Source organism: Thermococcus sp. (assembly GCF_026988555.1).
In the GTDB taxonomy this organism is placed as follows: Archaea; Methanobacteriota_B; Thermococci; order Thermococcales; family Thermococcaceae; genus Thermococcus.
In genome coordinates, this window is sequence record NZ_JALSLB010000054.1 from 121,422 (window position 1) to 144,424 (window position 23,003).

Here is a 23,003-nt window from a genome sequence, read left to right on the forward strand (position 1 = left end):
AAATGTGGCCAGAAATTCTTAAAAACGTCCTATCAACGTTACCCACGGAGGTGAGATAATGCTCAAAGTTGAGAACCTTCACGTCACCGTAGAGAACAGGGAGATTCTTAGGGGAGTTAACCTCGAAGTTAAGTCAGGAGAGTTTCATGTTGTCATGGGACCAAACGGGAGCGGAAAATCAACTTTGGCCCTCACGGTAGCCGGTCACCCGAAATATTGGGTTACGGGGGGCAGGATACTCCTCGGGGAGGAGGATATAACTGCCCTAAGCCCCGACGAAAGGGCAAGGCGTGGGGTGATGCTGGCATTTCAGAACCCTCATGAGGTGGAGGGCGTTAGGATCATTGATTTCCTTCAGCAGGTCCTCGTTGAACTTAAGGGTATGGATCCGGTCCGGGCTTATGACGTTATACTCGAAAAAGTTAGGGACCTGTGGTTCAAAGAGGGGGACATCTACCGCTACGTCAACGTCGGATTCTCAGGAGGGGAGAGGAAAAGACTTGAACTTCTGCAGGCCCTTCTTATGGAGCCAAAGCTGCTCATCCTGGACGAGCCGGACAGCGGCGTCGACGTTGATTCACTCAGCATCATCAGCCGGAAGATAGACGAGCTCCACAGGAACGGAACTGCGATCCTGCTAATAACGCACTACGGAAGGATACTCAGGCACCTCGACCCCAGCAGTTTCACCGTGCACGTGATGAGGAACGGCAGGATAGTCCTTGAACGGGGTGGGGAGTTCGTTGACGAGATAGAGAAGAAGGGTTTCCAGACCATATTTGAGGAGTGTGGTTGCGATGAGTGAGACCATAACGGTTAAAGACGCCAAAGGCATCATTGAGGGCGAAATAGAGAATCTTGCGAAGAGAAACGGCGAACCGGAGTGGATGACGCGGATAAGATACAGGGCCGTAGAAGCCTTCGAGAAAGCCCCTCACAACGATCCAATGATAAGTGAGGAAGAGTTGCTCAAGTTCATCGCAAAGCCGGAGATAGCAGGCATCCCAGAAAAAGTTGAGAGCCTTGAGGACCTGCCACCGGAGATGAAGGCCCTCCTTGACAGGCTAGGGATAAACGAGGTCGAGCAGAAGTACGTTGCCGGCCTCGCAGTCCAGACAGATACGGGCATAGTTTACAATCAGTTCCTTCAGGAGTGGGCAAAAAAAGGGCTGATAGTCCTTCCGATGGAAGAAGCCGTTAGGAAGTACCCCGATGTCGTTAAGAAGCATTTCCTTCGGATGTTCCGGGCGGAGGAAAGCAAGCTAGCGGCATACCATACGGCCGTTTGGAACGGGGGGATATTCCTCTACGTCAAAGAGGGGTTGAAGGTGCCTTTCCCTCTTCATCTGTTTTTCCTCATTCAGGAAAGCGCACTTGCGCAGGCGCCCCATATAATGATAATCGCGGAACCGAAAAGTGAGTTCCATCTTATAGAGGGGTGCACGGCGCCGATACTCGTAAGACACTCACTCCATCTTGACATGACGGAGGCCTACATCCGTGATGGGGCAAGGGCCCAGCTCACCGTGCTCCAGAACTGGCCTGAGTACGTTCACACGAGGCCGATGACGAGGGCGGAGCTCGGTAAAGGGGCCCGTTTCATAAACACCACCGTGGGCCTCGGAACGGGCAGGAGCAACGTGGCCAATCCAAAGTACTGGGTCGATTCTGGTGGTTACGTTGAGCTCAACGGGATTCTTCTAGGCCAAAAGGACTGGTACGTTGACCTGGGTGGGGAAATGTACCTCCGGGGCGAGGGCGCGGCAGGGATAAACGCCAGCAAATCCGTTATAATGGACGAGAGCACCATCATAACTAGGGGCAAGATAGTGGCCGAGGCGCCGAAAACGAAGGGACACATAAGCTGCGACGCGCTCCTCATGAGCGACGGGGCGACGATGGAGACCTACCCCGGCCTGGTCAGCAGGGTTGACGACGCCGAGCTGAGCCACGAGGCCGCGATAGGCAAGATACGTGAGGAGGAGCTGTTCTACCTGATGTCGCGCGGTCTCAGCGAGGAGAAGGCGACGCAGCTCATAGTCAAGGGTTTCCTTGAGCCCATGCTCAAGGACATCCCAATGGAGTTCCTCGTGGAGATAAGGCGGATAATTGAACTTGCAGTGAGCGGGGGCATGTGAGCCCCCCGGTGATCCTCATGTATCGGGAAAAGTACAACAGGCTAGGGCGGCAGTACGACATCCTGGAGAGGCCGCTTGAGGGATTCTTTGAACCCCTCAGGGAGAGGGCCCTCTCGTTTGCCCGGGGTAGAACCCTTGAGGTGGGCGTTGGGACGGGTAAAACACTCCCCCATTATCCCCAAGGAGTGGAGATTTACGCCATCGACGGTAGTGAGAAGATGCTCGAAGTTGCCAAAAGAAGGGCTAAGGAGCTCAGGATTGACGTGAAGTTCTACCTCACGGAAGCTGAGAATCTCCCGTTTCCGGACGCGTATTTTGAGACCGTTGTCTCCTCGTTCACCTTCTGCACGGTTCCTCATCCGGAGAGGGCTATGAAAGAACTTCACAGGGTTTTAAAGCCTGGAGGACGGGCCATCTTCCTCGAACACACAAAAAGTGACAGCACCACCATTAACGTCCTCTTCCTTTTGCCCCTGAATCTCTTCCTGAAGTTCCTTGTCGAGGACAGCACTTTGAGGGAAACTCACGTCCTTGTGAGGCGGTTCTTTGAAGTCGAGCTGGAGGAGACCCATCACCACGGGATTGTACGCCTTATACTTGCCAGGAAAGCGAGCAAAAGAACCTTCCGTGAGAAACCTTTCGATCGTTACATGTCTTTTTGATCGGTGGTTAACCCACACAATCTTTCAACGAGCTCAACCACCTCGGGGATGGCCCCCTCAACCTCATCGCTCAGGTCCATCCCGAGGTCTATCTCCTTGGCAACGACGCCGATGAAGTGAATATCTGCTTTGGCAAGGCGTTCGTCCATCGCCATCAGGAGTTTGAGGCCGTCGATGGCTCCCATAAAGTGGGCACTCCTTATCTCGCCCTTGAGCTTCTCAAAAACTTCCTTTCCTCGCAGATGCACTATCTCCCCCGACGGGAATTCCCCGCTCAGAATGGCATCGATGATTATCAGCCTTTCCTCGCCGTTGTAGTGGTTTGAAAGCTTGAGGATGTCGGTGCCGACTTCTAAGACGTTGCAACCCCTCCCGACGAGCCTCCTTCCAACCTCAAGGCCAACGCCGTCGTCCTTCATTAGCTCGTTGCCGAGGGCGAGGATGATGGTTCCCATCTTGCTTCCCTTCAGAAGTTCTCCCCGGTGTTTATAAGTCTTGTCGGAACCTTTATATACTATGATTAATAGTTATAACTACCCCGGATTCAAAAGGAGGTATGTTCCAATGCTGAAGAAGGTTGCACCCCTAGTGCTGGTGCTCGTCGTTTTTTCTGCTGGATGTCTCATTCATGTGGAACGGGAAACGACTGCCCCCGGTTTCTCCCTTAACGTCACCTACGCTCCTTTCAAGGCCCCCGTTAATGTGACCGCCCTCACCGTTAACATAAGCGCGAACTTCATTGGGTATCGCCATATCGTCGTCAACTACTCCTATCCTGTGATTCTAATAAAGGCTGGCCCGGGCGTCCGCAACGTCTCGGCCTTCAGGCTCTCGAAGGATGTCTACCTCGTTCCCTACTACACCTTCAATAACACCGAAGGAATGACGTCGGTGACCCTGCAGTTGGAGAACGGCTCGATGACATTTGCAAACATCAAGGTTTTCGGAACGCCGGCGAAAGTCGTTGACATTACCGTTAACTACGAGGTTGAAAAGAACGGAACGCACCACATCGTTAGGCCCCTGGGCTGGTCGGTGAATACCCTGAGGCTCTGGAACGAGACGTTCAACGCCACGGTGGAACTGGGGGAGCCAATCCAGATTGCCAACGCTCCAAGGGTGGAGTTCAAAAACGGCACCTACGTCCTCCCAACGGTCTGCAAATCCACTGACGGAGGTCTCACGGTCATCTACAGGTACTCCGTTGCCTCGGTCTACATCGTTGGACCCGCTGGAGACGGCTTCGTCGGGAAAGTCTACTTCCCCTGCGAAGAGACAACCGGGTGACTTATGAAACCAGCCCTACATTTTCATTTCTGCCGGCTCAGTGTGAAATAATGACAAAAATTGAGAGGCGAAAAACTCAGAGCCTCGCCACGTGAACAGAACAGGAGATGCACGGGTCGTAGGCCCTTACTACCATCTCGGTGAGGTACTTGAGCCTTTCTGGGTCGTCGTTGTAGTGCTTCTCCGCCATCATCCTGACGTGGACCTCCATCATGGCGAGGTTAAACGCTGTGGGAGTTATGATGTCCGCGTAAGCTACCCTTCTGTCCTTGATTCCGAGGGCGTAAACGAGGATTCCGCGCGGGGCCTCGGTCGTGCTAACGCCGAAGCCATCCCTTATCTCGACCTCGTCCTTCGGCCTTATCAGCCACTTCGCGAGGGCCTCGTCTATGAGATCTATGCCACGCTCGATGAAGTAAACCAGCTCAAGGGCCTGAGCCAGGTTGTTGGCGAAGGGGTTGGTTGACCTGAGCAGGTCTCTGTGGCTCTCGTAGAGCTCCTTCGCCCTTCCGTAGAGTGTCTCCGCGTTGTTAACCAGCCTCGGAAGTGCACCGACCATGAAAGGCTTCTCGCGATAGAAAGAGTGCTTGGCGAAGCTGTGCTCCACAACGCGCTCGACGATGTGCTTCTTGTAGTCCTCGCTCGGGAACTCGAAGCCATCGCTGACGCTTATGGCGTCGCCGTATATGCCGTAGACGCCTCCCCTCGGCTTCACAGCCATGTGAATTATCGGGCCCTCGACTTCAGCGTACTGCTCAAGCTTTGCGAAGAGCTCGAAGGTGTACTCGGCCTTGGGGAGTGCCTCGCTGAGGCGCTTCTTCATGAGCTCAAGGGTGGCCTTGTCCGGAAGTTTTCCAAATCCTCCGAGTACCGCGTTCTCCTGATGTATCGCCCTGCTTCCGAGCTCGTCCATCATCCAGCTTCCGAGGTTTTTAAGCTCCAAGGCTATGCCTATCTCCTTCTTGTACTCGTCCACCATCTTGAGCGGGCTGGAGTAGCCGAGGTAGTCCGGGAGGACGAGAAGGTAGAGGTGGAGCGCGTGGCTCTCTATCATGTCTCCGATGTAGAGAACCTCCCTGAGGGCCTGGATTTCCTCGCGCGGAGTGAAGCCTATCGCCTTCTCAGCGGCTTCCACCGCGGTGAGCTTGTGCGCCGCCGAACAGAAGGAGCATATCCTTGGATAGACCGCCAAAGCCTCGTCAAGCTTCTTGCCTATGGTTATCGCCTCGAAGAACCTCGGCCCCTCGATGATGTTGAGCTTGACTTCCTTGACGCCGTCCTCACCGACGATTATTTCAACGCCACCTTTGCCCTCTACGCGAGCTATGTGATCGACGGTGATTGGAAGATAGAGATTCTTCATTCTTTCACCTCCCGGAAGACTTTCTCGACCATCTCTTCCAGCTTCGGGTTGTGGGCATTGAATATCTTCATGCGCTCGAGGATTTCTTCCTTGGTCAGGCCCTTCTCCTTGAAAACTCTCGCCAATGAGTCGAACCAGGCAACGTCGTAGCCTATCGCTCCGCGGCAGCCAATGCACGCCATGCCGTAGGCGGGACAGCGGGCGTTACAGCCGGCCCTTGTTATCGGGCCGAGGCACGGCTCGCCTTTCTCGATGAGGATGCATGGGTTGCCGTTTAAGCGACACTCAAGGCAGACCGGGTAGTCGATGTCCTCGGGCCAGAAGCCTATTAGAAGGGTTCCGAGGGTGTATATGAAGTCGCGCTTCTCCGGGGGACAGCCGTAGATGTTGTAGTCAACCTTGATGTACTTCTCGAGGGGTTCGGCCTTCTTGGGCTTGAACTTGACCTTTCCGTCGCCATAGACGGTTTTCCACAGCTCCTCAAGGGACTTTTCAGTCCAGCTCTGCACACCGCCTTGTACCGCACAGGAACCGACGGCTACAACGATCTCTGCGTTCTCACGTATCTTCTTCACCAGCTCGACCTCTTCCTCCGTTGAAACGCTTCCCTCAATGAGGGCTATATCAACGGGTTCATCCTCAAAGCTGTCCCTTTCAAGCATGTACCAGCAAACCACCTCAACGTTCGGAAGGAGCTGGAGGAGTTCGTCCATCATTGCGAACTGGAGCTGACAGCCGTAGCATGACGTTAAGGCGTAAAACCCAATCCTCAGTTTCTTCTTCTCCATCGCAACCACCTCAGTCCAGTAGGCCGGGCGTTGATACTATGTCGAAGTACGTGAAAACGGGTCCATCCCTACAGACGTACTTCCAGCTCGTACTTGTTCCGACGTTGCAGTGGCCGCACTTGCCTATTCCGCATTTCATCTTCCTTTCGAGTGTGACGAAGATGTTCTCTGGCCTATATCCATAGTTGATGAGGTATTCAAAGACTGCCTTGTACATCCTCGGCGGGCCGCAGACCGCTATGGCCGTGTTCTTTGGATTTGTGTTTGCCTCAACTATGAAGTTCTGGGGCCTTCCGTGGAGGCCGGGCCAGTCAGGGTCTCTGGTTACGCTCTGGATTATCTTGACGTTCTCGGCCTCAGCCAAATCCTTCATCGCTTCAAGCTCCTTGTAGAAGAGGAGGTCTTTGCCGTAGCGGGCGGTGTTGATGAAGGTCATGTTTCCGTACTTCCAGCGGTTGTCCATTGCGTAGAGAAAGACGCTCCTGAGCGGTGCCGTTCCCAAACCAGCGGCGATGAGGAGTATGTCCATTCCCTCCCAGTCGTCGACCGGGAAGCCGTTTCCGTAGGGGCCGCGGACGAGTACGGTATCGCCGGGCTTGAGCTTGTGGATGACGGTGGTTACCCTCCCAGCTTTCCTGATACAGAGCTCGAAGAAGCCCCTCCTCATCGGCGAGGAACAGATGCTTATCGGCACCTCCCCAACTCCAGGGATGGTGAGCTGGACGAACTGTCCGGGCTTGAATGTCCATTTCTCAGCTATCTCTGGGTCTTCAAACCTGAACAGGAAGAGCTTCTCCCTTTCTGTCAGCTGATACACCTTGAGAACCTTGACTCTGTCGAGGGCGTAGGGGTTGTCGTGGCAGGTGCAGACGTGGGTCTCGCTCATATGTCCCCACCCCTAATGTTAGTGGCATACGCAAAACCTTTCTTTGGAATTTCCTTGCTCAGCTTCGACGGACAGGATGGGTCTTCCAATCCGGCTATAATCCTAAGGTTCTTCACAAAATCAATGCCCGCCGGACAGAAGGCAGTGCACCTCCCACAGCCGACACAGAAGTTGATTCCAAGCTTCCAGTGGAAGGACATCTTGCAGAGGTAGCGGTTTATGAAGCGGTCCTTCTTCGTCGGCCTGAAGTTGTGACCGCCCGCGACCAGTCCGTGGCTCCTGAACTTACACGAGTCCCAGCGCCTCTCCCTGTATCCCGTGTCCCCGTCGAGGTTGACGATGTCCTGAACTTCATAGCAGCGGCAGGTCGGGCACACCGTGCTGCAGTTGCCGCAGGCAAAGCACTTCTCGGCCTCCCTCTCCCAGAGCGGGTGCTCCATCTCCAGCTCGAGGAGGTAGTGGATGTTGTCCCACTCCTCATGATACTTGAAGGCCTGGGCGCGCTTCCTCTCGAACTCCCTGAAGTTGCAGATGTCCTCCTGTGTGACTTCAGTGAAGAGTTTGATGTTCTTATCAACTATCCTATGGCCTGTGGGGGTTCCTATCCTAATCAGCCAGCCGTCGGGGAGCTCGTGGAAGAACAGGTCGAAGCCATCATGCTCGAAGTCCGTCCTGAGCAGGTTGCAGAAGCAGTACTCGTCGGGCATACAGCTTATTCCGATGATTATGCCTTTTTCACGCCTGACTTTGTAGTACTTGTCGGGGTACTCATCCAAGTACACGCTGTCGAGTATCTTCAGGCCGTATATGTCACAGGCGTGGAGACCGAAGAGGACGAAGGGCTCGACTTCGGGGATTACTTCCTTATACTCTGCCTTTGAGATGCTGAACTCGAACATCTTCTCCCTTGGTGCGAAGAAGAACTTCTTCGGCGGCATTAGGGTTCTGGTATAGTTGAATTCAATCTTTCTGACATCATCGATTTCCCTGAAGTCATAGAACTTGTCAGAGATTTTCACCGGAGCATACAGTTTTCCGAAGTTCTTTAGCCTTTCTAAAAATTCGTATGTATTTTCTTTTGGAAGCTTGACGTATCTCATATTACCGCCCCCCAATGGACATAAACTTACGCGTGCTCACATTTGTCCCCTCGATCTTGGCTTGGTTAGATAGATAAAAAAGCGTTTTTAAACCCGGAAATTGTAAACCAAAGGTTAAAACTCTTTTGTTTTCATATCCCAAAAAGAATAACAAAATTGTTGTAGCGTTGAATGGAGGGCGTAAAACCGAGAATGAACCAAAATAGATTTTAATGGCCACTTAAAAGCATAACCAAAGGTTCTGTATGTTCGGTTTGAGAAATGAATTTAAGATAGGAAAATTCACCCATTACTGAAGATGAACAAAACTAGTCATATGTACTTAAATGATCCTCCGGAGGGGAACCGATGAGGCCTGTCATAACATGCCCCCACTGCAGTATGGGATGCAGGGTGGATGTAAAAAAGGCAATTTCTCGCCCCTTTAGTCTGGAATACCTTCTCCTTGAAGACATTCCTAACCCCCAGGGGAAACTCTGCGCGAGGGGAAACTTGCTCAGGGAGTTCCTTTTCTCAAAAGGGCGCTTAAAAAAACCATTAAAAGTCACTGAGAGCGGTAACTTCATTGAAATCAGCTGGCAGAGGGCGGTTGGAGAGGTCGTCTTAAGGATTTCAGAGCTTTCAAAGGATGACCCTGAGAAGGTAGGGTTCATATCAGGGGAGATGGTCTCGAACGAATCGGCGTACCTCTTCCAGAAACTCGCTCGGCTTCTCGGAACGAACAACGTTGACAGCACGGCGGCCGTATCGCACGCCGTCTCCATCAGGGCACTAAACGAGACAAACGCCTGGAAAATGTGGGCGCCTTTTTCAGCCATAGAGCAGAGCGATTTGGTTATTGTCTGGGGGTTCAACCCCGTTGGAACGGCCCCGGTTCTGCTCACATGGCTGGTGGGGGCAAAGGAAAAAGGTGCCCGGATAATCGTCGTTAATCCAAGGCTAACGTCAGTTGAAAAGCTCGTGGATTCGGTAGTTCAGCCCCTTCCCGGAACGGACGTTTTCTTAGCGCTCTCCATCCTTAACGTCGTTGTGAATATGGATCCGGATGCCAGCTCCAGACTTTCACCGGAAGCGTTGAGGCTAATTTCGCTCTATCCCCCCGAAAAGGCAGAGAAAATTACAGGGGTGTCGGCTGACACGATAATCTCCATTGCGGGGGAAACAGAGCTCAGCTCCAGCGGTGTGCTCCTGTGGGGTTCGGGGGTTACAATGACCGCCAACGGGTATCCAGCCGTTCTGGCCCTGATAACCCTTGCAACACTCACGGGACTCTCGATAATACCAATGGGAAGATACGGTAACTCCCAGGGAGTCATAGACATGGGGATAACCCCCTATCATCTTCCTGGGTATACGGATTACAAGGACGCCGAGCCGTTCCTAAAGGCCTGGCTTGTTGGATATATCAACAGGAAAGAGGGTCTGAGTCTCGTTGAGATGCTCTCCCGAGGTCTCTCGGCGTTCTATATCCTCGATACTGACATCGTGGCATTCATGCCCCACGCGGAGAGAGCCCTCAAAAGGGCGGAGTTTGTGGTGTTTCAGAGTGCTTTCCAGGGGGAAACAATGGAATTCGCCGACATAGTTTTACCGTCGGCACTCCTGCTGGAGAGTGGGGGGACGACGACAAATTCAGAGGGTAGGGTCCAGTGGTGTGAGAGGGTAAAACGTCCCCCGGGAGAGGCGAGATCGGACTTTGAAATAATAGCCCAACTCGGAAGGGGGATGAAGCTTCCGGGATTTTCGTACGCGTTTCCTGAAGAGATTTTGAGGGAGATAAGCCTTCTCGTTCCTGGTTACCCGGAGCCAAAGGACGTGAAGAATAAAACCGGTGGAGTCCTTATTCCAAGGCGTAAAATGGCCGTAAGGCCAAAAATCGAGCCTCCCTTGAACTTCGAAGGCAAATTCAGACTTTTAATAACGGATCAGTCCATGCGCTTTCTCCCGGAGGTAATTCAAAGGGAGAGTGTTGCAAAAATAAACAGAGAAGACGCCTCACTGCTTGGTCTTGAAGATGGGGGCAGGGTTACCGTCGAAACCGAGGCTGGAACGGCCACCTTCAGGGTTGATGTCTCATCTTCAATACCGCGGAATACAATCGTCGCTCCATGGTCCGATGAATTGAGAAGGATTATCCCGCTGAAGATTTCGAAATGGGGCTGCCTTGAGCTGAAGTCCCTTCCATGTGTGGTGAGAAAGCATGAGGAAGATATTCATTGACTTCCGGAAGTGCGTTGGCTGCGGCTCCTGCGTTGCAGCATGCGCGCGGGAGCACAACGGAGAGCCAAACATAACGCTCATCGAGGCATCTGAGATAATGATGATGTCCCTGAACTGCAGGCACTGTGAGAACTCCCCCTGCATGCTCGTCTGCTCCGCTAGGGCAATCTACCGGGACGAGGACGGAGCGGTGAGAGTGAGGCATCAGGACTGCGTGGGGTGCATGCTCTGCGAGATAGCCTGTCCCTTCGGAATGCCCCGCTTCGATGAGAGGAGGAAGGTCATGGTGAAGTGCGACCTCTGCGCCCACAGGAGAAAGGAGGGTAAGCTCCCGGCGTGTGTTTCAACGTGCCCCACCGGTGCCCTCGTGTTCGCAACGGAGGATGAGATAACCCGGATAAAGGTAACCCAGAGCCTCATGAGGAGAGAGGAGCTCCTGAAGAAGGTTGAGAGGATAATGGGGGGGTTTAGGTGATCGAGCTTGTCCTCATGGCGATAATCATGGTCTACGCGGCGGCTTTCTTCCTTCTCGAAAATCTCGAGAGGGCCGCACTTTCGCTGGTATGGAGCTCCCTGCTCTTACAGGCGGCTCTTTACCCCCATGTCTCGCACAATCCCTGTGCTATCCTATGGGGTGGAAACCTCGGCCTTCGAGTCGATTCCACGGCGGTACTCACGGCGCTCGTCCTGACGGCTCTCGGCGCGATTTTTCTGACCTACGCCCTAGAAAGCGGTAGGAGGGATAGTTATCTTCCTTGGGCGGCCGTTCTTTTGGGTTCAGAACTGGTTGTAGTGTACTCCCCAAGCCTGCTCCAGATGTTGATTTTCCTCGAGCTGGTGGCTCTCTCATGCTGGCGTCTCGCGGGGCCTGAAAAGAAAGCCGGAACCAAAGCCCTCGCAACGTTGAGCCTTGGAATAGCAATCGGCGTCTGTGGCGTCCTCACCAAGAACGCCCCCGGAGACACTCGCTTCCTCTGCATCGCCTTCACGTCACTCGTTATAGGGGCCCAGTTTCCGCTCTACTCATGGTTTATGGATGCCGCCGCGACGTTTCCAGCATCGGCCTTCATAGGCACGGGAACCACTGTTATGGGACCGTACCTGCTTATGAGGTCGCTTTCAGCCCTCAACCCTTCTGAGCGGGCCTTTGCGCCGGTTGCGGTTGCCGTGGCCGTGACCCTCGTGCTTACGGGATTGGCATACCTCGGACAGAGGGAGGGCAGGAAGCTCCTCATGTACGCGGTTATTGCGAACACAAGCACGGTGTACGTCGCCCTGCTCGTAATCCTGCTCGGCGGCCAAGGAAACGAAATCGCGAGGCACCTAGTTATAATCTCCACCCCCGTCGTTGGGTTGGCCTTTCTGACGACAGACGCCATAAAGAGGTGCCACGGAACCACCGACATTGACCGCGTGAGGGGCCTTCGTGAGACGCCCCCGCTCGCCTATTCATGGGCAATCTCGGTGTTCGGCCTCGCGGGGCTTCCCCCCTTCGGCAAGTCACACCTCCTCATAGAGGCCGCTTCCCTGTACTCGAACCCGCTGGGAACATTACTCGCCCTTCTCCTGCTTGCGAACTCCGTGGCCTTCCTGTATTCGGGAATCCGGAGCATCAACCTGATGGTGTTCAGCGACGGGAGGGAGGAGCCCTTGAAGAGAACGGTCGGCGTTCCTCTAGCCCTCTTGGCTACACTCTCATTCGGGCTCGCGGTTGCCCTCAACTACCTCATGGGGGTACCCTGAATGCTCTCGGCATACCTGTTCCTGCTCGCGGTTATGGTTGGACTGGTCAAAAGGAATGGGAAGGTAGTGAGTGCAATCTCTGCCATTGCGTCAGCGGCCGTTCTGCTTGAGGCCACCGGGAGCATCCCCCAGCTGTCCCTCCAAGCGGACGAGCTCTCAAGGTTCTTCCTCTTGCTCCTCGGCACGGCGGGGGTGGCTGTTTCAATCTACTCCTACTCGTACATGCGGCCCAAGCACCTCGTAACGGCCGCTTACCCCCTGTTTCTCCTCTCCATGGAGCTCATCCTCCTGAGCAGGGACTTTCTGCAGTTTATAGCGTTCTGGGAGCTGATGACGCTAACGTCCTACGTTCTAATCGTCGCTAACTACACCGAGAGCGCAACGAAGAGGGCGAGCCTGATATACCTCGTTACAATGCAGGCCCTGAACACCGCACCCCTCCTGCTAGCTCTTGGATACACGTATGCACTCTTCAACACCCTGAGTTTCGAGACCCTGAAGGGTAACATTCCACCAGCGTGGGTCCTCTGGCTGTTCCTCGTGGGCTTCATGACGAAGGCGGGCATCTTCCCGCTCCACTTCTGGCTCCCCGAAGCCCATCCAGTCGCTCCGAGCAACGTTTCGGCGTTGCTGAGCGGGGTAATGCTAAAGATGGCAGTTTACGGAATGCTAAGGGTCGCCAGTATCTTCCCGAATACTTCAACGCTCGCCACACCGATTATAATTCTCTCAATGGCAACCATAGCCATAGGAGCGTTGCTGATGCTGGTTCAGAGAGACCTGAAGCGGATGATAGCCTATTCCAGCGTTGACAACCTCGGGTACATCTTCCTCGCCTTCGGGGCGTACCTTGCCCTACACGGAACACTTAAAACCGTGGCCCTCGCGGCGTTGCTCCTACACAGCTTCAACCACATGCTCTTCAAAAACCTCCTTTTCATGGTCTCCGGCAACGTCCTGCACGCCACGGGGCGGAAGGACCTCGGATTGAGGGGACTTGGAAGAAACATGCCCTTCACCTTTGCGCTCTCGATAATCGGGATTCTCGCGGTTTCAGGAGTCCCACCGCTCAACGGCTTCGTCAGCAAGTGGCTGATATACCAGGCAACGTTCCTGTCGAGGAGTCCAGTCCTCATCGCAGGAGGTGTAATAGCACTCTTTGGAAGTGCCGTGACCCTCGCGGCGTACCTAAAGATGTACCGCATCTTCACGGGAGAGCCCGAGGGAGAGGTTCACGAGGTCGAAGCGCCAATGCTCGTCGGTGAGGGCATGTTAGCCCTTCTCTGCGTCCTCCTAGGGGTGTTCCCGTGGCTCGGAATAAAACTGACCGGAACCGATATCGGGTTCGAAATTGACATGCCCCTTCTAACGATAGTCCTCGCCCTCTTCAGTGGGATGCTGTTCATCGCGCTGCCCCCAAGGGGAAGAAGGGACGCCGTGTGGACGAACGGAGAGAGAGTTGAGGACTTTGACATACTACCGGAGCACATGTACTATCCCCTCAACCACATCTCCGAGGGCCTCTCGAAGGTGGGCTCCTCCGCGGGAAAGGTTCTCACCCGGGTCGGGGGAGCGGTGACCTCGGTGGAGGTTGACTACATAGACGAGGCGCTCTTTCTCCCGCCGGCGCGGCTGCTTCGAGGCATGATAGCCCTCTTGAGGGAATGCCCCCTCGGCGTGATGATTGTAGTGCTCCTACTGATTGCCTCGGCGCTAATCTGGGGGTGGCTTGGATGAGGGAGCTCTTCCCGCTCACGGTTTCACTGATTACGCCCCTGCTGGATGGTGTTGCGAGGAAAATCCGGGCGCGGATACAGGACAGGATAGGGCCCCCGGTGCTCCAGACTTGGTACGATTTGTTAAGCCTCCTCGAGATGGAGAGCATCCGGCCTGTGGAGTCCGCCACGTTTAGGATTGCCCCCTACCTCGCATTTGGGAGCGCCCTCACGATGCTGTTTCTCATCCCTTGGGGAGAAGAGACACCCCTTAGAACCCCGGCCAACGTCATAGCGTTCCTATACTTCTTCACCCTCTTTTCAGCCTCGGTAGTGATGGGTGGTCTAAGCGTGAGAAGCTCCTACACTGCCTCGGGTGCAAGCAGGGAGATAAGTCTCTCGATGGTCTTTAAGCCGGCCTTCGCAGTTGTGATAGCGGTGTTAGCCCTCAAGACGGGCTCCCTTGACATAGCCTCAATCGCCCGCTCCGTGGACTTCTCGCCTTCAGTCGTCGGGGCTTACATCCTGCTCATTTACCTGACCTATGTTGAAGCGGGATTCATACCCTACGACATAGCTGAGGCGGAAACCGAGATACTCGGCGGTGTGCTCTCGGAATACAGCGGAAGGGCACTGGCCGTGTTCCTGTGGGCGTTTCAGGTTAAGAGGTTCGCGATGCTCTGGTTGTTGTCAGCGATGCTCGTACTGCCGTTTGCAAGCGGAATCGGAGCACTAATCCTTCAGTCCCTGGCGGTACTCACAATATTCGTCCTGATGGTGGTCTATGAGTCCATGAACGCCCGTTACCGCGTTGATCAGGCCCTGAGAAAAGGTGCCAAAGCCCTTGCGGCTGGTTCCATTCTGTTGGTTCTTGCCTTCGCAGGGTGGTGAAGATGATAGAGGGATTCGAAAGAAAGTTTGGGGCCGTGCTCGAAAAGAAAACGCTGGGCGAGAAGAAGGTCGTTTATGCCCCCATGATCAGTCAAGAGGACTTTCCGGAGATGGTGAAGTTCCTCCTATCGATGCCCACGGTGAGACTGTTCACGATGGTTGGAACGGATGAGAGGCCTTTTGAGGACGCCTTCAGCGTGACGTACTGGTTCGCCGACTGGAAGAAGGGAGAAATCCTGGGGATAAGGCTCTACGTTCCAGAGGATAACCCAGAGTATCCGAGCGTTGCGAGCTTCCACAAGGGTGCCCTCTGGTTTGAGAGAGAAGTTAAGGACCTGCTCGGGCTCAGGGCAAAAGGACTCCCCGACCCCAGGAGGCTGGTTCTCCCCGACGACTGGCCTGAAAACGATTTTCCCCTGAGGGAGGATTTTGAATACCACAGCTCTCCGCCGGGGGAAAGGGGGCCCCAGCACCTTCCCAAGATGGAGGGAACCTCAGTCCACGCCATAGGGCCGTACCACATAGCCCTCGACGAGCCGGCGCACTTCAGGCTGTTTGTCAGGGGAGAGGAAATAGTTGGTATCGATTACCGCGGCTTCTATTCCCACAGGGGCATAGAAAAGCTCGCCCGCGGGAGGATGAACTACAACCAAGTGTGCTTCATAGCTGAAAGAGTTTGCGGCATCTGCGGCTTCTGCCACTCCACTGCCTATGCCCAGGCCCTGGAGGAGGCCGGAAAAATCGAGGTTCCCGACAGGGCGAGGTACATAAGGACGATACTCCTTGAGTTCGAGAGGCTTCACAGCCACCTCCTCTGGATTGGCGTCGCCGCCCATCTGACGGGCTTTGACACCGCGTTCATGAAGGTATGGGCGGTCAGGGAGAAGGTTATGCAACTCGCGGAGAGGCTCACCGGAAACAGAAAGACCTACGGGCTGGTCGTCGTTGGCGGGGTTAGAAGGGACCTTCTGGACTACCGCGTCTCCATGATTGAGAAGTTCATAGACGAGATGAGGGAAAAGTTCGATGAGGTGGTTAATTTTCTGCTTTCTGCCAGGAGCTTCGTTGACAGGTGCAGGGACGTTGGGGTTCTCACCAAAGAGCTGGCTAGGGAGTGGGACGCGAACGGGCCGGTGGCAAGGGCGTCGGGAATCGACTACGACGTCAGGAGGGACTTTCCGTACGCGGCTTATCCCGAGCTAAGCTTTGACGTCCCAGTTTACACCGAGGGAGATGTCCTCGCAAGGGCCATGGTCAGAATAGACGAAGTCAGGGAGAGCCTTTCGCTGATAGAGCAGGCAATTGACGCCATGCCGTCCGGACCTATAATGGCGGAGTTCGACGAGATTCCAGGTGGAGTTGAGGGCATCTCCGCGGTTGAGGCACCGAGGGGTGAGAACGTCCACTACGTGATGACGGAGGACTCGAACGTAATCTACAGGTGGCGCATAAAGGCTGCAACTTACAACAACCTCCAAGCGGCACCGGACATGCTCAGGGGGTACACGATAGCAGATGCCCCGCTCATCATTGCAAGCATAGACCCGTGCTATTCCTGTACAGAGAGGGTTCAGGTCGTGGACGTTAAGACAGGAAAGGTCAGTGTGGTAAACCTGGGGGTGGGACTTTGCCCGTAACAAAGGCCTACCCATTCGAGCCGGAGGAGGCGCCGCCCGAGTACAGGGGACTGCCGAGGATAAACCCCCTGCTCTGCATAGGATGCGGTGCCTGCGCTAACGTCTGTCCCCCAAACGCCGTGATAAGGATTGACGACTACTCGACCGGAACGAGGAAGATAGTCCTCGACGTTGGGAGATGCATAAGGTGTGCGCGGTGTGAGGAGGCCTGCCCGACCGGGGCCATAAAGCTCACGAGGGAGTTTGAAGCCGCAACCGACGATAGAAACGACCACATTGAGGTCGTTGAGATGAGACTCGCGAGGTGCAGGAACTGCGGGAACTTCACGGACTACACGGAGAGGCAGGTGCAGAAGGTGCTCTCAGTTATACCCCCTGGGATACTCGACTTCGAGAGGGTTAGGGACAAGCTGCCGCTTTGCTCGAAGTGCAAGAAGAGCTTAACCATCATAAACGCCTCCCGGGTCGGAGGGGAGTGGAGATGAAGCTACGCTCCCTCTGGGTCTTCCACCTCAACACTGGAGCTTGCAACGGCTGCGACATAGAGATACTTGACGTTCTAACGCCATACCACGACATCGAAAGGCTCGGTGTAAAACTCGTCCCAACCCCGAGGCACGCGCATGCCCTCCTCGTCACAGGACCATTAACGAGACAGGCATACTACGCAGCCAAGAAAGCTTACGACGCAATGCCTTCAAAACCGCGCATAGTTATAGCCGTCGGCACCTGCGCCTGTTCCGGTGGGATATTCTACGACAGCTACGCCATCAGGAGAGAATCAGACAGGTTGTCCCTCGAATATCCACGGAAAGGAGGGGCATCGGAGTTCCTGCCCGTGGACATCTATATCCCCGGCTGTCCCCCGAGGCCGGAGGAAATACTCTACGGCATCGCACTGCTCAAGGGACTCGTTGAGAAGAAGGTGAAGGGTGAGCACTACACCCTTAAGGAACTCGTACTTCCAAGGAGCCAGTTCAACGCCTGGATCGAGCTCCTCCTCAGGGAGAGGATAAGGAAGGAGATAGGCTACTTCGACGGCTACGCGCTGTTGGAGGAATTCATGAGACTGGTCGAAAAGTCGAACGACCCAGGGGAGTTCAAAGAACTCGTGGAGCGGATGAAAGACGAGGTGAAAGACTCCCGCCTGAGGTACGGGCTCGATATGCTGTACAAACACTACATCGAAGTGGTGAGGATGTATGAGGGCATACTTGCTGAGAAGAAGGTCGTACTTGGAGTTTCAAAATGAGGTTTCAAGGGTGCTCGACCACTTTGAGGGTAACGCCCTGGTTGAGGAAGTGATATGCGAGATAAGCCCTGAGACTGCGAGGTTGATAGAGCGGGGAACCCTCGACCTTGAGCTGTTTCCTGAAGAGGATAAGAAGCTCGTAGGCCCGCTCCTCGACGAGATAAAGAAAGGTAAAGTTACCGTGGGGTGGCTTCCAGATGAGTGAGGGTCTCCTGGAGAAGTTCAAGCGGCACTACGGGGAAAACCTCCTCGGAGTTGCCCTCCTCGAAGACACCTGGCTCGTTGTGGTTAAAGAGGGGGACAAAGTTGAGCTGTTGATTGAAGCTTCACAGCTCTGGGAGGGAATTGATGTTATAGTCTATCCCAAAAACGCCCTGATAAACTTTCACACGGAGTTTTTTGGGAAGTTTAAGGTTCTTTACGACCCCTCTAGATACCTGAGAAAGACCCTCTCGGAGATTGAGAGTATGAAAGGCCTCTATTCAACGATAAAGAACCTTGAGTTTGAGGTCGTGGAGGTGAAAAAATGAGTGGGATGAGATTTGCCTTTCTCTGCAGGGAAAAACCCGCCCCAACTGGAAAGAAGATAGCCATTGTAGGGGCAGGACCTGCAGGGTTAAGCGCTGCAGGCTACCTCGTCTGCCAGGGACACGAGGTGCACGTCTACGACAAGCTTCCCGAACCTGGTGGGCTAATGCTTTTTGGTATCCCGGAGTTCAGAATACCCGTGTACAGAGTGAGGGAAGGCTGCAATGAGCTCGAAAGTGCCTTTGAGGTGAAGTTTTTCCCAAGGACAAAAGTTACCTGTGGGACAGAAAAGAAGGAAGCCGGAGACGAGTTTGTCGAGAGAACGGTCAGCCTGAAAGAGCTCGCCGAGAACTATGATGCTGTCATCATAGCCACCGGCACCTGGGAGTCCTGGATACCAAGCATTGAAGGTGCAGACCTTGATGGCGTTTATCCCGCCCTCGAATACCTCTTCAGGATAAAGAGCGCCAAGCTCGGTCACATGGACTGGAAGGACATAATCTCTCCGGAGGGCAAAAAAGTCGTGGTAGTGGGGGCAGGGCACACCGCGGTTGATGCCGCCCTCGAGAGCCTCCTCCTCGGTGCCGAGAAGGTCTATATGAGCTACCGCAGGACGATAAAGGAGGCTCCAGCCGGAGCGTATGAGACAAACCTCCTTAAGCAGAGGGGAGTCCAGTGGCTTGAACTCACAATGCCGGTGAAAATAATCGGAAAAGGTGGAAAGGTAAGGGGGATAGAGCTTGTGAGAACAAGGCTCAGTGAACCCGACGAGAGCGGCAGAAGAAGGCCCGTGCCCATTGAGGGATCCAACTTCACACTTGATGTTGACTACGTCATCTTTGCAGTTGGACAGACGCCCACCCCCCCAGCGGGGGAAGAGCTCAACATAGCGGTTGACAAAAAAGGCAGGATTGTTGTGGATGAGAGGCACATGACGAGCGTTGAAGGGATATTTGCCGCAGGAGACGTTGTTACCGGTCCATCCAAGGTCGGTCAGGCCGTGAGGGACGGCCTCTACGCGGCAAGAAGCATGCACGTCTGGCTTATGGGGGGTGAGTGAGTATGGAGAAGAAGATACTCCACGTTGATTACAGCCTGTGCATAGGGTGTGAGACCTGCCAGAGCGTCTGCGACTTCCTCCACGACGGCAAGCCCAACATCAGGATATACTACACCGTCTCTAGCCTTCCGGTTCCGATAAACTGCCGCCACTGCGAGAGGGCCCCGTGCCTTGAGATATGTCCCGTTGGAGCGATATCCAAGGACGAGGACGGGGCGGTTATAATAGACCCGAAGAAGTGCATAGGCTGTTTGATGTGTCTCGCCGTCTGCCCCTTTGGAGCCCCCAGCTTCGATGCAAAGATAAAGGTTATGACCAAGTGCGATATGTGTGCCAACAGGAGGAAAGAAGGCATGAACCCCGCGTGCAGTGAGATGTGCCCCGCTGAAGCAATATTCTTTGGAAGGCCGGAAGAAGTTGAAGACAGGATAAGGGCAAGAACAGCTGAAAAGATAGCCAAGGAGAGAATTTCCTCTATGGGTATGGAGGGTGTTGGGAGGTTACTTTAGTTGCCTCCTGGTTGACTCTTTTTATCATCCTCTTGTGTAGTTGAACTCGACCTTCTTGACGTCGTCTATCTCCCTGAAGTCATAGAACTTCTCCGAGATTTTCACGGGGGCGTAGAGTTTGCCCCACTCCTTGAGCCTTTCAAGGAAGGCATAGGTGTTCTCCATGGGAAGTTTAACGTACCTCAACCCAACCACCTCCAGTGAACATAATTATACGCATGCTCACATTTATCCCTCAACTAAAACTTTGAAGGGGCCTAAAAAAGCGTTTTTAAACCCGAAACTTCTAAACCAAAGGTTGGGAAGGGTTCGTTAAGTCTAATGCGCAATCTTTTGGAAAATCCAGGGCAGTGACTGTTGGCACGTCCTGAACAGTCCATCACTGTATTAGGCTTCTGAACCACTAACCCTTTAAACTGAATGTTGAAATTGGCTGGGGAAAGGTATGAAGGGGACTGCGCTAGCTATCCTCCTGCTCATTTCGATACTGCCACTTGTTGGCGCCCAGGTGAACTGGAGCTGGACCTACAGTGACCAGTGTATAGTCTTTGGGATGGCCCTCAACGAGAAGGGGTACATCGGACTCGCCTTTGGTTACTACGCTGAGCTTCTTGGCCCGGATGGAAAACTGATTTTTAAGGAGCCCACGAGGGGGATAGCCTACACTGTTGGAGTAAGCGGGAACAACGACGTCGTCATAGGGACGGAGGGGGACTGGTTGCAGTACTTCGATGCTAACGGTTCCCTGGGGTGGGAGTATAAGGCGGCCGGGGCGGTAGTCTCCGTGGATATCTCCAAGGACGGGGAGACCGTGGTGGCCGGGGATAGCTCCGGATACATCTACCTCTTCAGGAACGGGAAGTTGATATGGAGAAAAAAGGTCGGTGGATACGTTTGGAGTGTTGACCTGTTTGGAGACAGGATAGCGGCTGGCGTGGATTACAGTGTTGTGGTCCTGGATCTATCCGGGGGAGTTGTCGTTTCCAGGGAGTACAGGGGCTACGTGAGGAAGGTGATCGCAAGCGACGACGGCATATACGTTTTAATCGCCGCAAAGGGCGGGAGCTGGGGAGAGGTAAGGAAGATAAGCTGGAGCGGCAAGGAGCTCTGGAGCAGGCACTTCAACAACCTGATCCGTTCTATTGATTCCGATGGAAAGAACGTGGCGGTGGGGGGGGATATAGGGTACCTCGTCCTCCTTTCGTCAAACGGGAGCACCGTCTATAAGGTTCCGTTCTTGGTGTCAACCCTTCAGGTCTCCACGGCCAGGGGCTACCTTTTGGCAGGCGGTGCGAGGGAAGCCATCTTCGTCGCGCCCAACGGGAGCGTGCTCTGGAACGAGAGGTTCAACTGGAGTGTCAGGAACGTTGCTATCTCCAGGGACGCGAGCTTTCTCGTTGTCGGCTACGGGTACCACTCCATTGAGAACTGCCAGGAGAAGATAAACGTCCTGAGGCTCAGGGGCACTGTAACCCCAACCAGAGCAGCGACGAGGCCGTCCTTCCACCTGCCGGGTCTGCCGCTCCTGGTGGTCGTAACGGCAGGTTTGGTGATCGTGGGATTCTTCTTGATGAAGGAGTTGAGAGAATGATAGAGGCTGTAGGGCTGACGAAGAGGTACGGGGACTTCACGGCTGTTGACCACATCAGTTTCAAAGTAAAGAAAGGCGAGATATTTGGGTTCTTGGGACCGAACGGTGCCGGTAAAACAACGACCGTTAGGATGCTCTCAACCCTGACGAGCATAACGGAGGGGGAAGCTTACGTTAACGGCTACGATGTCAGACGGGAGAAGGTCGGGGTAAAGAAGAGTATAGGCGTCGTCCAGGACGTGTCCAACCTCTACGATGAGCTAACCGTTGAGGAGAACCTACGGTTCCTCGCAAGGTTGTATGAAGCACCCCTCGAAAACGTCTCGAAACTTGTAAGGGATTTCAACCTGCCGGCCAAGAAAAAGTTTGGGAAGCTCAGCTCGGGGTACAAGAGGAGGGCCTCGATAGTGGCCGCATTGATCCACGACCCCCCGGTTATCTTCCTGGACGAGCCCACGATAGCCCTCGATGTGAAGTCGGCCAGAATGGTCAGGGAGATGATACGGGCCCTGAACGTGGCGGGCAGGACAATTTTTCTCACGACCCACAACATGGTGGAGGCAGAGACCCTCCCCCACAGGATAGCGATAATCAACCGGGGTAGGATAGTGGCAATGGGGGGAAGGAGTGAGATAAGAAGGTTGCTGGGCAGTGAAATACGGGTGAGACTGAAAGTTGAACCCCTGAAAACCAGCCTCATCCATGCCCTTGAGGGATACTCACCTGTGTTCGACGAGGACGCCTTGGTTCTGAAGGTTGATGACATCGATGCATTTATGGAGGAACTTGCCGGGATTAAGGGGAAGCTTGGCTTTAGAATCGTCCATCTGTCTACTGAGCTCCCCAGTATCGAGGACGTGTTCCTTGAACTCACCGAGGAGGAGGGCGAGGAGAGGGGCTGTGCCTGTGGGGGATGTCCAATATGAAGGTCTGGGCAATAATAGTAAAGGAACTTAGGGAGTACATGCTGAAGCCGGGTTCAATAAGCTGGGGGCTGGTATTCCCCCTCGTTTTCAGTCTCGCGTTCATCGCTAGGTTCGGGGACATCGACCACCTCGTACCGGGACTGCTGAGTATCTCCGCCCTCTTCGGGACGACGTCCTTCGTGGCCTCTTCGATAATCTTTGAGAGAAGGCTCAGGACCTTTGAACGACTTCTCCTTGCTCCTGTGAGCTATGGGGAGGTAATACTGGCAAAGGTACTCGTTGGGGCCATTTTTGGCCTCTTGGTCAGTTTGGTGACCCTGGTTCTGGTCTCCCACTTCATGGCTTACTCCATCTGGAGCCTTCCGCTCGTGTTGCTCTACCTTGTCCTCTCAAACCTAGCTTTCTCGGCGCTTGGGGTTTATATCTCCCTCGCCATCTCGAACCCGATAAACGTCATGACATGGCTCAACCTCATACGGCTTCCCATGATGTTCACCAGCGGTGCGATAGCCTCCCTCACGCTATTTCCGAGGTGGTTCCTCATCGTGGGCTTGATAACGCCGATGACGTACTCAGTGGATGGCCTGCGATACGGTTTGCTCTACTACTACGACGTGATCCCGCCGCTGGAATCGATGCTGGCCCTCGTCATGATGTTCCTTCTCTTCATGCTCCTGTCCATACGGGCACTCAAAAAGCTGTACTGA

General features: G+C 54.3%; 24 protein-coding genes and 1 pseudogene. 19 read left to right on the forward strand and 6 right to left on the reverse strand.

Annotated elements, in window-relative coordinates:
• Positions 1-58: 58 nt before the first annotated feature.
• Genes sufC through MVK60_RS08495 form a run of 3 tightly spaced genes read left to right on the forward strand, consistent with a single transcriptional unit; the run spans position 59 to position 2,800 of the window.
• Entirely contained in the window at positions 59-805 is a 747-nt protein-coding gene (sufC, locus tag MVK60_RS08485) for a Fe-S cluster assembly ATPase SufC (RefSeq protein WP_297438336.1), read from the forward strand.
• A complete protein-coding gene (locus MVK60_RS08490) occupies positions 798-2,138 on the forward strand; it encodes a SufD family Fe-S cluster assembly protein (RefSeq protein WP_297438338.1) in 1,341 nt (446 codons plus the stop codon). Before sufC ends, MVK60_RS08490 begins: the two co-directional genes overlap by 8 nt.
• Positions 2,139-2,155: 17 nt before the next feature.
• Positions 2,156-2,800 (forward strand): class I SAM-dependent methyltransferase, encoded by a 645-nt coding sequence (locus tag MVK60_RS08495; protein ID WP_297438340.1) that lies wholly within the window; start codon positions 2,156-2,158, stop codon positions 2,798-2,800.
• Here the strand turns inward: MVK60_RS08495 and MVK60_RS08500 are convergent.
• Positions 2,785-3,255: a hydrogenase maturation protease gene (locus MVK60_RS08500; RefSeq protein ID WP_297438342.1), complete on the reverse strand. Its 471-nt coding sequence runs from the start codon at positions 3,253-3,255 to the stop codon at positions 2,785-2,787. The genes MVK60_RS08495 and MVK60_RS08500 overlap by 16 nt on opposite strands.
• A 109-nt stretch (positions 3,256-3,364) precedes the next feature.
• On the opposite strand from MVK60_RS08500, the gene MVK60_RS08505 reads away from it, so the two are divergent.
• On the forward strand, positions 3,365-4,087 hold the full coding sequence (locus MVK60_RS08505; protein WP_297438344.1) for a hypothetical protein: 723 nt from the start codon (positions 3,365-3,367) through the stop codon (positions 4,085-4,087).
• Positions 4,088-4,163: 76 nt separating this feature from the next.
• On the opposite strand, the gene hydA is transcribed toward MVK60_RS08505, so the two are convergent.
• From hydA to hydB, 4 genes are read right to left on the reverse strand one after another with little or no spacing between them, the layout of a single operon-like run.
• Positions 4,164-5,450, reverse strand: coding sequence for an NADPH-dependent hydrogenase/sulfhydrogenase 1 subunit alpha (hydA, locus tag MVK60_RS08510; RefSeq protein ID WP_297438346.1), 1,287 nt, complete (start codon positions 5,448-5,450; stop codon positions 4,164-4,166).
• Positions 5,447-6,238: an NADPH-dependent hydrogenase/sulfhydrogenase 1 subunit delta gene (gene hydD / locus MVK60_RS08515; protein ID WP_297438348.1), complete on the reverse strand. Its 792-nt coding sequence runs from the start codon at positions 6,236-6,238 to the stop codon at positions 5,447-5,449. The genes hydA and hydD overlap by 4 nt, the downstream gene beginning before the upstream one ends.
• 10 nt (positions 6,239-6,248) lie before the next feature.
• Positions 6,249-7,124 carry an NADPH-dependent hydrogenase/sulfhydrogenase 1 subunit gamma gene (hydG, locus tag MVK60_RS08520; protein ID WP_297438349.1) on the reverse strand — a complete coding sequence of 292 codons (876 nt, stop codon included), beginning with the start codon at positions 7,122-7,124 and terminating at the stop codon, positions 6,249-6,251.
• Complete coding sequence (gene hydB / locus MVK60_RS08525; RefSeq protein ID WP_297438351.1) at positions 7,121-8,224, reverse strand: NADPH-dependent hydrogenase/sulfhydrogenase 1 subunit beta; 1,104 nt, start codon at positions 8,222-8,224, stop codon at positions 7,121-7,123. Before hydB ends, hydG begins: the two co-directional genes overlap by 4 nt.
• A 348-nt stretch (positions 8,225-8,572) precedes the next feature.
• Here hydB and MVK60_RS08530 point away from each other — a divergent pair, with 348 nt between their 5' ends.
• Genes MVK60_RS08530 through MVK60_RS08585 form a run of 12 tightly spaced genes read left to right on the forward strand, consistent with a single transcriptional unit; the run spans position 8,573 to position 19,779 of the window.
• A complete protein-coding gene (locus MVK60_RS08530; RefSeq protein WP_297438353.1) occupies positions 8,573-10,444 on the forward strand; it encodes a molybdopterin-dependent oxidoreductase in 1,872 nt (623 codons plus the stop codon).
• The gene (locus MVK60_RS08535; RefSeq protein WP_297438355.1) at positions 10,425-10,919 is read left to right on the forward strand and encodes a 4Fe-4S dicluster domain-containing protein; all 495 of its coding nucleotides are present in this window, start codon (positions 10,425-10,427) and stop codon (positions 10,917-10,919) included. Before MVK60_RS08530 ends, MVK60_RS08535 begins: the two co-directional genes overlap by 20 nt.
• On the forward strand, positions 10,916-12,187 hold the full coding sequence (locus tag MVK60_RS08540) for a hypothetical protein (RefSeq protein ID WP_297438357.1): 1,272 nt from the start codon (positions 10,916-10,918) through the stop codon (positions 12,185-12,187). Before MVK60_RS08535 ends, MVK60_RS08540 begins: the two co-directional genes overlap by 4 nt.
• Entirely contained in the window at positions 12,188-13,924 is a 1,737-nt protein-coding gene (locus tag MVK60_RS08545; RefSeq protein WP_297438359.1) for a proton-conducting transporter membrane subunit, read from the forward strand.
• A complete protein-coding gene (locus tag MVK60_RS08550; RefSeq protein WP_297438361.1) occupies positions 13,921-14,793 on the forward strand; it encodes an NADH-quinone oxidoreductase subunit H in 873 nt (290 codons plus the stop codon). Before MVK60_RS08545 ends, MVK60_RS08550 begins: the two co-directional genes overlap by 4 nt.
• A gap of 2 nt (positions 14,794-14,795) precedes the next feature.
• Positions 14,796-16,430, forward strand: coding sequence for an NADH-quinone oxidoreductase subunit C (locus tag MVK60_RS08555; RefSeq protein ID WP_297438363.1), 1,635 nt, complete (start codon positions 14,796-14,798; stop codon positions 16,428-16,430).
• Entirely contained in the window at positions 16,421-16,915 is a 495-nt protein-coding gene (locus MVK60_RS08560) for a 4Fe-4S dicluster domain-containing protein (RefSeq protein ID WP_297438365.1), read from the forward strand. The genes MVK60_RS08555 and MVK60_RS08560 overlap by 10 nt, the downstream gene beginning before the upstream one ends.
• Complete coding sequence (locus MVK60_RS08565) at positions 16,912-17,682, forward strand: NADH-quinone oxidoreductase subunit B family protein (RefSeq protein ID WP_297438367.1); 771 nt, start codon at positions 16,912-16,914, stop codon at positions 17,680-17,682. The genes MVK60_RS08560 and MVK60_RS08565 overlap by 4 nt, the downstream gene beginning before the upstream one ends.
• On the forward strand, positions 17,633-17,887 hold the full coding sequence (locus MVK60_RS08570; RefSeq protein WP_297438369.1) for a hypothetical protein: 255 nt from the start codon (positions 17,633-17,635) through the stop codon (positions 17,885-17,887). Before MVK60_RS08565 ends, MVK60_RS08570 begins: the two co-directional genes overlap by 50 nt.
• Positions 17,880-18,212 carry a hypothetical protein gene (locus MVK60_RS08575; protein WP_297438371.1) on the forward strand — a complete coding sequence of 111 codons (333 nt, stop codon included), beginning with the start codon at positions 17,880-17,882 and terminating at the stop codon, positions 18,210-18,212. Before MVK60_RS08570 ends, MVK60_RS08575 begins: the two co-directional genes overlap by 8 nt.
• Positions 18,209-19,270, forward strand: a complete 1,062-nt coding sequence (locus MVK60_RS08580) for an FAD-dependent oxidoreductase (protein WP_297438373.1) — start codon at positions 18,209-18,211, stop codon at positions 19,268-19,270. The genes MVK60_RS08575 and MVK60_RS08580 overlap by 4 nt, the downstream gene beginning before the upstream one ends.
• Positions 19,271-19,272: 2 nt before the next feature.
• Entirely contained in the window at positions 19,273-19,779 is a 507-nt protein-coding gene (locus MVK60_RS08585; protein ID WP_297438375.1) for a 4Fe-4S dicluster domain-containing protein, read from the forward strand.
• 36 nt (positions 19,780-19,815) lie between these two features.
• On the opposite strand, the pseudogene MVK60_RS08590 reads toward MVK60_RS08585, so the two are convergent.
• Positions 19,816-19,965 (reverse strand): annotated as a pseudogene (locus tag MVK60_RS08590) (hydrogenase); the annotation flags it as partial.
• Between the two features lie 259 nt (positions 19,966-20,224).
• Here MVK60_RS08590 and MVK60_RS08595 point away from each other — a divergent pair.
• The 3 genes from MVK60_RS08595 to MVK60_RS08605 are packed head-to-tail and all read left to right on the forward strand — an operon-like array spanning position 20,225 to position 23,003.
• Positions 20,225-21,370 carry a PQQ-binding-like beta-propeller repeat protein gene (locus tag MVK60_RS08595; RefSeq protein ID WP_297438378.1) on the forward strand — a complete coding sequence of 382 codons (1,146 nt, stop codon included), beginning with the start codon at positions 20,225-20,227 and terminating at the stop codon, positions 21,368-21,370.
• On the forward strand, positions 21,367-22,296 hold the full coding sequence (locus tag MVK60_RS08600; protein WP_297438380.1) for an ABC transporter ATP-binding protein: 930 nt from the start codon (positions 21,367-21,369) through the stop codon (positions 22,294-22,296). Before MVK60_RS08595 ends, MVK60_RS08600 begins: the two co-directional genes overlap by 4 nt.
• Complete coding sequence (locus tag MVK60_RS08605) at positions 22,284-23,003, forward strand: ABC transporter permease (RefSeq protein WP_297438382.1); 720 nt, start codon at positions 22,284-22,286, stop codon at positions 23,001-23,003. The genes MVK60_RS08600 and MVK60_RS08605 overlap by 13 nt, the downstream gene beginning before the upstream one ends.